The sequence below is a fragment of the Armatimonas sp. genome, from assembly GCF_031410135.1.
In the GTDB taxonomy this organism is placed as follows: Bacteria; Armatimonadota; Armatimonadia; order Armatimonadales; family Armatimonadaceae; genus Armatimonas.
In genome coordinates this window covers 1-8,055 of record NZ_JANNYP010000746.1, presented here as the reverse complement: position 1 = coordinate 8,055, position 8,055 = coordinate 1, and the positions used below count along the sequence as shown (strand labels likewise).

Genomic DNA, 8,055 nt, shown 5'->3' with positions numbered 1-8,055 from the left:
AACCAACCGGATTTTAAAGTCTATGTCGGGGTGGACGGCTGCTGCTCACTTTACTCTCCTGAGCTTGAGACGACCTACAGCTGCCAAACGGTCGCCCCGCTCTTGAAACAGAAACTGGGTTTGCGCTCCTTCACCGTCGCTGAGGCATTTCAATGAAGGTCTTGCGGTCAATGCAGTGTTAGCTAAGTAGCCCTTGGAACGAGAAGACGATTCCGCCAAGCAGTAGCAAGGATGCTACCACGGCCAGCTCCTTTTTCGGGCAGAAGATAGCCACCAGTGTTCCGGCGGCGAGCAAGACCCCGCCCAGGAGCCAGTCGTGCACCCAAGGTCGGCTCTGTCCCCAGCTCCCTTGTGACAGTCGATGGAACGTCTCCCGCTGGCCCACAAAAAGAAACAGGGCTAGTCCGAGGATACTCAGCAGACGTAAAACCCATTGCATGATGCATTGTAGCGTGGAAACTCCGCCGTTTGGGGGATGGTAACGGAGCGAGCCCTGGGATAGACTTCTCTCAGATCAGGCGGCTTGTGGGGATCTCCAACAAGTGCAGCCGGGCCTCTTCCTAGGAACTTAGGGATGCAACAAGACATCCAGCCCTGTGGGACTGACGATAGATCGTTACGTCTCGCGGGGCTTTTGCTTTGAGAGATTCTATGCACGAGAAAACAACACGACTACAGCTTGGGATCGCCCTGCTGGCGCTTATTGGGATCGCGCTCCACCTGGGTCTGCGCTTTGGCATTCATGCCGCTGCGCTTCTAACCAACCTGCCGCTCTTTGTGGTGCTGGCGCTCGGCGGTATTCCTCTTGTCTTGGAGCTCTTGCAGAAGCTCGTCAAGCGAGAGTTTGGCTCGGACTTGTTGGCGGGGATCTCGATTGTGACGTCGGTGCTGCTGGGCGAGTACTTAGCCGGGGCGCTGGTCGTGCTGATGCTCTCGGGTGGCGAGGCGCTGGAGGCCTACGCGACGCGCAGTGCGTCATCGGTGCTGCAAGCCCTCGCCAAGCGCATGCCGACCCTGGCGCAGCGCAAAGACGGCGACAAGCTCACCGAGGTTCCGCTGGCGGAGGTTGTGGTGGGGGATACGCTCGTGGTCTTTCCCCACGCCCTCTGCCCGGTAGATGGCACGGTGCTCGACGGCCACGGGGCAATGGACGAGTCGTATCTTACCGGGGAGCCGTATCAGGTCTCCAAAGCGCCCGGAACCACGGTGCTCTCGGGAGCGATCAATGGCGAGAGTGCGCTCACTATCCGCTGCGACAAGCCCGCCCAGGACTCGCGCTACGCCCGGATCATGCAGGTGATGCGCGACTCGGAGCAGAACCGTCCCCAGCTCCGCCGGATCGCCGACAAGCTCGGGGCCTGGTACACACCGCTCGCGGTGGGAATTGCGCTGATCGCCTGGCTCCTCACCCGCGATCCGCTACGCTTTCTGGCAGTGCTCGTCATCGCCACCCCGTGCCCCTTGCTCATCGCCATTCCCATCGCCATCATTGGCTCGATCTCGCTGGCGGCGCGTAAGGGCATTATTGTCAAAGACCCATCGGTGCTGGAGAACATCAGCACGTGTCGCATTGCGCTGTTTGATAAGACTGGAACCCTCACCTACGGCAAGCCCAAGCTCACCGAGCTGCTCACCGCGCCAGGCTTTGACAAAGACGAGCTGCTTGTCTTAGTGGCGAGCCTGGAGCGCTACTCCAAGCACCCGCTCTCCAGCGCGATCTTAGAGGCCGCCGAGGAGCGTAAGGTCACGCTACGGGATGCCAGCGAGGTGCGCGAGCTTCCCGGCGATGGGCTTCGTGCGGAGATCTCCGGGCGTAGTGTGCATGTCACCAGCCGCAAGAAGCTCGCTGCGCTCTACCCCGAGCAAGCAGCTGCGCTCCCCGAGGCCGTGGCGGGAATGGAGTGCGTCGTCCTCGTGGATAATCTCTACGCGGGGGCGCTGCGCTTCCGCGACGAGCCCCGGCCCGAGGGCAAGCACTTTATCCAGCACCTCGCGCCTCGGCATGGGATCAAGCGCGTGCTCCTGGTCTCTGGGGATCGTGCCAGCGAAGTGTCCTATCTGGCCGAGCGCGTCGGAATCACCGAGGTCTTCGCCAGCCAGAGCCCCGAGCAGAAGCTGGCGCTCGTGCGCAAGGAGACGGAAAACGCTCCGACGGTCTTCATGGGCGACGGCATCAATGACGCGCCTGCGCTCACGGCGGCCACAGTAGGGATCGCCTTTGGCAACAACTCCGAGATCACGGGAGAGGCCGCCGATGCGGTAATTCTCGACAGCTCGCTCGAAAAAGTGGACGTCCTCATGCACATCGGTCAGCGCATGCGGCGCATCGCGCTTCAGAGTGCAGTGGGTGGTATGGCACTCAGTATTATCGGAATGCTCCTCGGAGCCGCCGGGTTTCTCTCGCCCGTGACTGGTGCTGTGGCCCAAGAGATCATTGATGTCCTCGCAGTTCTCAATGCCCTCCGCGCCGCGCTCCCACCCAAGGTGCTCTCGGATTATTGAGTTTGCGCGTGCTGTGTATAATGGCTCATGGCGATTTTCAAAGCAGAACGCGATACGGGGTATCGGGGGATTTGGTACATGAACCAGCCTGTGAAAGGCCCACTGCGCTACAAGTACAGTGGGGGCTTTGCGACGTACCCTCAGCAGCATGTCCCGATTGCGATCTACGCGCCCAAGGCGAACAAGACGTTCTTTGTCTACGGTGCGACGCCGCCGGGAAAGAACACGCTCTGGCACGCGGTGAGCTACTTCGATCATGCAACAGGCGCGGTTCCGCGCCCGGCACTGCTGCTCAATAAGAAAACCGATGATGCCCATGACAATCCGACGCTGGCAATAGATGGCGAGGGCTATCTCTGGGTGTTCTCGAACTCTCATGGGACGGGAAGGCCATCGTATATCCACAAAAGCGCAAAGCCCTATGAGATTGATGCATGGGAAAAAGTGCTGGAGACGAATTTTTCCTATGGCCAGCCCTGGTGGTTTAAAGAGCACGGCTTCGTCTTTCTGCACACACGCTACAGCAAAGGGCGGGGTCTCTTCTGCCAGACGAGCCGCGATGGGCGCACCTGGGAGGAGCCACAGCCAACGGCGTTTATTGCGCAGGGGCACTACCAGATTAGCTGGCCCGACACGAAGCGCGGCGTTATCACGACCGTCTTTGATTACCACCCAAACCCTGGCGGGCTCAATGCACGCACCAATTTCTATGTGATGCAGAGCCGCGATGGAGGCAAGAGCTGGACAAGTCTCTCGGGGGAGAAGCTGATTCTACCACTCACGCAGACCCCGAACCCGGCACTGGTCTTCGACTACCAGAGAGAGGGCAAGCTGGTCTATCTGAAAGATGTGACGTATGACGCGGCGGGCAATGTCATCGTGCTGTATCTCACGAGCAAGGGCTTTGAGCCGGGGACAGCGAGTGGGCCACGCGAGTGGTGGACTGCCCGCTGGACAGGCAAAGACTGGGAGCGCAACACCGTTACCGAGTCTGATCATAACTACGACCATGGCTCGCTCTACATCGAAGGTGAGGGGAAGTGGCGGGTGGTCGCGCCCACAGGGACAGGGCCACAGCCAGGCACGACTGGTGGCGAGGTCTTTGTCTGGACAACGGATGATTTTGGGAAGACCTGGCAGAAGGGACGCTCCCTCACGCCCAAGGCTTCGCGCAATCACACCTACGTCCGCCGTCCGCTTAACGCCCACGAAAACTTCTACGCGCTCTGGGCCGATGGTAACCCGCTTGATGAGGAGAGTGCGCTGCATCTCTCACGGCTTCACTTTGCGACGAAAGATAACACGGTCTTCACTCTCCCCGAGGCAATGACCACAGAGACCGTACAACCTCTGGTTTTTAGCGCTCCCACCCAAGATGCTCTCGGATTGTTAGCTCTGGCTCCGGCGGCGAGTGCGCGCAAGTCCTAGCAGGCCCACGCCGAAAATTACCATGCTGGCAGGCTCTGGAACGACAGCGAGATTGACGGTGGTGAAGCCGATGTCTCGGAAAGACATGACAGTGGTATTGCTAATGAAGCTGTTACTATTGAGCCAGCCTGTCATCAGCTCATCGCGAAAGTCTTTTCCGAAGGAGTTAGCAATATTGGGGTTAATCCCCACAATCCCCGTTGCCCCACCGCCACCGTCCACTTCGTTCCAGTGTCCATTGGCGGTGCCAGGGCCGCCGCCAAGCTCAATGGGAACAAAGGTTGCCCCGGCAGCAAACTCCGACTGGTAGGCGGCTAAGGCATTGGCACCCGTGTACTGGCCGCTGTTATTGACATAGACCGCATTGTTCGTCCATAGTGTTCCAAGGCCCATGACGTGCGCCATCTCATGCAAGATGACAGCATTAAACGTCTCATTGCTCATACTCGCGACATCTACGGAATCAAACTCCATAGAGCCGCTGGTGGTGAGCGTGAAGCCTGCCTGAGTTGTTGTAAAATCGGGACCTGCTCCTCCTAGGATACCCCCAGCCCCATCAATGGGATGAACAATGGCATTAATAGTAATCCCTGTGAGCGAGATTCCCGGCTGGTAGCCCGTGACAAGGCTCTCCCAGGTGGCTTTGGCAGTGTTGAATACCGTCTGCTGGGGAGCTGTGACACTGGGATCGAAGTTGAGGGTGATGGTGAAGGCCGCATGGGCGCTTGAGGTGACTAGGACGAGACTGCACGTGAGCGCTGTAAGGTGAGATACAGCTCCTTGTTTTTTAAAAAGACGAGACATCAGTTTTACTTTCCCGGCAGACAAGCTACCTGGTAAAAGTATCGGGTTTTTCTCTATTGCAACTTAGATCTAATCTGATCCGCATGCGCCGTCTCAGCGCAGGTATTTCTCACGCGTTTGTCGCGCCGTAGCCACCGGGGATGTGCCAAGAGCCGAGGCGGTGGCTTTCGTCGGAGGAGCTAAGCAGGCTTGGGCGAGCTTCACGGAGCTGGGCAGGTTGTCATCCGAGCCAATGCTATACTTCCTGTCTCCCGTCAGCGCTTTAGGCAGGTGTGGCAGGGCGTCTTGGGCCACTTCCCCGAGGCGACAGAGCGCCAGTAAGGTCTCGTTGCGGATGATACTGCTCTCGTGGGTGAGTAGCTCAAGCAGAGTCGGTAGCGCTGCCTGACTTTCTTTTAGGGCAAAGAGTGCCTCCGCTGCCGTCAGGCGCACATCGGGCGAAGAATCGTGGAGGGCTGCCTCTTGCAGCGCGGTTTTTGCCGCGATTGCTTTCTCACCTAGGGCAAGCAGGCCGATTGCTCCCCAGCGGCGCAGGGCACCATCGGGATCGTTGAGGAGGGCCAGCAGCTTAGGGAGCGTGGAGACGTCGCGACGATTGGCAAGGTTGGCTGCCGCGATCAGGCGCTGGATCGGGTTTCGCTGCACATCCTGGCCCATCTCGTAGGGCGAGTCTCTCTCGGAGCGAACGTAAAGCTCGTGCTGCGAGAGGAGCCCCAGATCGTGGTGCTCCTGCATCCAGTGCTCACACTCCCCCCGCATCCGTCGGAGTGTCTTCTGGTGGCGCGGGTCGTCGGCGAGGTTGTGCATCTGAAACGGATCGGCCTTCAGGTCGTAGAGCTCTTCGGAGGGCTTGCTACTCTGAAAGAAGCATGCCTGACGTGTGCCGCTTTTTAGCTTCCCGGCCACGGCCTGCTGACGCCACTCTTCCAGCATGTAGGGGGCTCGGTACCAGCTGTACTGGATGGCATCCCAGCCGATATGGGGCATGAAGTCTCGAATGTAGTGAAACTGTGCGTCGCGAACCATGCGGCTGGTGTCAAAGTCTGCCCCGTCGTGCCAGTCGCGGGCGGCATGGACATAGCGGCGTGGCTTTCCAGCACGCTTGCCCAAAAACACCACGCCGGGCATCCAGGACGGAACCGGCACGCCTGCCAGAGCGAGCGTCGTGGGGGCGAAGTCCAGAAAACTGATCAGTCTGTCGGTGGCGGTGCCCGCTGCCCCTATCCCTGCGGCCAGATGCGCCCACTTCTTAGGAATATGGACAAGCAGCGGCACATGTGGCCCCTGCTCCCAGAGCCAGATCTTGCCGCCCGGAATGCCGTGGCCGTTGTCGCCAAAGAAAAAGACGATGGTATCGTCGGCGAGGCCATCTTCCTCTAGCTGCTGGATCAGGCCCTTAAAGTGAGCGTCCACCTCGCTGATACGATCATGGTACTCCGCCCAGATCTCACGAACCGCGGGGGTATCGGGATGGTAGGGAGGCACTCGTACGTGGGCCGGATCGTGGACAAAAGGCGCGGGCTTGGGATCTTTGGTGCCCACTTTACGGTGGCCGTACTGGCTCTGGTGCGAGCGGTACAGGTTGATCTGACCAAAGAAGGGCTGACCGGGGGCACGGTTGCGCCAGACTCTCGGCCTGGTGCCCACCTCATCCCAGGGCTGGTCCTGGGGGTCAAAGTTATAGTCCAGCTTGGAGCTACCACCTTGCATCCCATTAAATGTGTAGTAGCCCGCCTCACGCAGGAGCGTTGGAAAGCACTTAACGAGCTCGGGGCGCACGTTCATCGTGCTACGGTGCTGAAAAGTCCCCAGGCGCGTGGGATAGACCCCCGTCACCAGACAAGACCGGCTGTGCGAGCAGCACGGGTGCACCGAGTGGGTTTGATTGTAGCGCACACTCCGGGCCGCGAACTGGTCAAGATGGGGCGTGACGGCATCCGGATCGCCGTAGCAGCCTAAATTCGGGCAGATGTCCTCGGCGGTGATCCAGAGGATATGAGGACGCGTAGGCTCGGAGACACTCATAGCCGTTTTGTTTCTTTTCTCGGGTGGAGAAGCTGCACCTGTGCACTCCTGGATGCGGGAATGCCCGAGAGCACCTGCTCGTAGCTCGGCTCTTTGTAGGCCACTGCTGCCTGACCGAGCAGCGGGATAAAGTCCAGCGCCTTGCGAATACTGCCCCCGCCAGGTGCCTGGTAGTTCCAGAGATCCACGCCCACTCGCTCGGTAAGAGCACGCAGTGCCGGTTGCAGCTCGGGAGCCCCTTGAGTGAGGCGTAGCTTGACTTGCGCTAGAGCACCAAGCGGCGAGGTGAGATAGTCGTTGTCCGTTTTCATAGAGACTCCAGATGAGCACGACGTGGTGCAGAACTTAGCTAAAGTAGTTTAGCATAACTCTTGAAAAATTGCCTCCTGTCTCAAATCGTGTGATGGTTTTACGTGCGTTTACGAGGAATTTTCAACTCCTCGCTGCCTCTGGTTTCAACAAGTGGTAACCGGGTATCCTAGTGTTCATGAGCACTCGCAACGACCTGCCTGCCCCGTATGGCCCGATTCCCAGTCCCCGTCAGCTTAAGTGGCACACGCTGGAGACTTATGCCTTTCTGCATTTCACGACCAACACCTTCACGGATAAAGAGTGGGGCTACGGCGACGAGAGCCCGAGCATCTTTAACCCAACCCAGTTCAGTGCCAAGCAGATCATCAGCTCGCTGAAGTCCGCCGGGCTGAAGGCCGCGATTTTGACGTGTAAGCACCACGACGGTTTTTGTCTGTGGCCAACCAAGACCACCAAGCACAATATCAGCGCGAGTCCCTACAAAAACGGCAAGGGCGATATTGTCGGAGAGCTGGCGCGGGAGTGCCAGAAGCAAGGGCTGAAGTTTGGGGTCTATCTCTCGCCCTGGGATCGCAATAACGCCCTCTACGGCAGCCCAGAGTACGTGACGCGCATCTACCGCGAGCAGCTCCGCGAGCTTCTGACCTGGTATGGGCCGATCTTTGAGACTTGGCACGATGGTGCCAACGGCGGCGATGGCTACTACGGTGGCAAGCGCGAGTCGCGGCAGATTGATCGGACGACCTACTACGACTGGCCCACCACCTGGCAGCTTATCCGCGAGCTCCAGCCCGATGCCTGTGTCTGGAGCGACATCGGCTGGGATGCCCGCTGGGTGGGAACGGAGCGCGGCTTTGCGGGCGATCCCTGCTGGCACACGATCACCATTGGCCCCAAAGACGGCGTCGGGCAGATGGACGAGAAGAAGCTGCTCTCAGGGATGCGCGACGGCAAGTCTTGGATTCCCGCCGAAGTGGACTTCTC

The 8,055-nt window shown here is 59.3% G+C and carries 7 protein-coding genes; 3 read left to right on the top strand and 4 right to left on the bottom strand.

Annotation, left to right across the window (positions count from 1 at the left end; all coding sequences use genetic code 11):
- Positions 1 to 178 precede the first annotated feature (178 nt).
- The gene (locus RMO15_RS27355; RefSeq protein WP_309720348.1) at positions 179 to 439 is read right to left on the bottom strand and encodes a hypothetical protein; all 261 of its coding nucleotides are present in this window, start codon (positions 437 to 439) and stop codon (positions 179 to 181) included.
- 212 nt (positions 440 to 651) lie between these two features.
- Between RMO15_RS27355 and RMO15_RS27350 the strand changes: the two genes are divergently transcribed.
- Both RMO15_RS27350 and RMO15_RS27345 read left to right on the top strand, forming a co-directional pair.
- Entirely contained in the window at positions 652 to 2,502 is a 1,851-nt protein-coding gene (locus RMO15_RS27350) for a heavy metal translocating P-type ATPase (RefSeq protein WP_309720345.1), read from the top strand.
- Between the two features lie 78 nt (positions 2,503 to 2,580).
- Positions 2,581 to 3,930 carry a BNR-4 repeat-containing protein gene (locus RMO15_RS27345; RefSeq protein WP_309720342.1) on the top strand — a complete coding sequence of 450 codons (1,350 nt, stop codon included), beginning with the start codon at positions 2,581 to 2,583 and terminating at the stop codon, positions 3,928 to 3,930.
- Here the strand turns inward: RMO15_RS27345 and RMO15_RS27340 are convergent.
- The 3 genes from RMO15_RS27340 to RMO15_RS27330 form a co-directional block, all read right to left on the bottom strand.
- Positions 3,892 to 4,734 carry a PEP-CTERM sorting domain-containing protein gene (locus tag RMO15_RS27340; protein WP_309720339.1) on the bottom strand — a complete coding sequence of 281 codons (843 nt, stop codon included), beginning with the start codon at positions 4,732 to 4,734 and terminating at the stop codon, positions 3,892 to 3,894. The two genes, RMO15_RS27345 and RMO15_RS27340, sit on opposite strands and share 39 nt — an antisense overlap.
- A 93-nt stretch (positions 4,735 to 4,827) precedes the next feature.
- Positions 4,828 to 6,759 (bottom strand): sulfatase-like hydrolase/transferase, encoded by a 1,932-nt coding sequence (locus tag RMO15_RS27335; protein WP_309720336.1) that lies wholly within the window; start codon positions 6,757 to 6,759, stop codon positions 4,828 to 4,830.
- Positions 6,756 to 7,070 carry a hypothetical protein gene (locus RMO15_RS27330; RefSeq protein ID WP_309720333.1) on the bottom strand — a complete coding sequence of 105 codons (315 nt, stop codon included), beginning with the start codon at positions 7,068 to 7,070 and terminating at the stop codon, positions 6,756 to 6,758. Before RMO15_RS27330 ends, RMO15_RS27335 begins: the two co-directional genes overlap by 4 nt.
- A 176-nt stretch (positions 7,071 to 7,246) precedes the next feature.
- Between RMO15_RS27330 and RMO15_RS27325 the strand changes: the two genes are divergently transcribed.
- A partial coding sequence (locus tag RMO15_RS27325) for an alpha-L-fucosidase (RefSeq protein ID WP_309720330.1) occupies positions 7,247 to 8,055 on the top strand: 809 nt, incomplete at its 3' end.

Coding starts and splice junctions, on each gene's coding strand:
- RMO15_RS27350 (WP_309720345.1), top strand. CDS start 652: ATGCACGAGAAAACAACACGACTACAGCTTGGGATCGCCCTGCTGGCG.
- RMO15_RS27345 (WP_309720342.1), top strand. CDS start 2,581: ATGAACCAGCCTGTGAAAGGCCCACTGCGCTACAAGTACAGTGGGGGC.
- RMO15_RS27330 (WP_309720333.1), bottom strand. CDS start 7,070: ATGAAAACGGACAACGACTATCTCACCTCGCCGCTTGGTGCTCTAGCG.
- RMO15_RS27335 (WP_309720336.1), bottom strand. CDS start 6,759: ATGAGTGTCTCCGAGCCTACGCGTCCTCATATCCTCTGGATCACCGCC.
- RMO15_RS27340 (WP_309720339.1), bottom strand. CDS start 4,734: ATGTCTCGTCTTTTTAAAAAACAAGGAGCTGTATCTCACCTTACAGCG.
- RMO15_RS27355 (WP_309720348.1), bottom strand. CDS start 439: ATGCAATGGGTTTTACGTCTGCTGAGTATCCTCGGACTAGCCCTGTTT.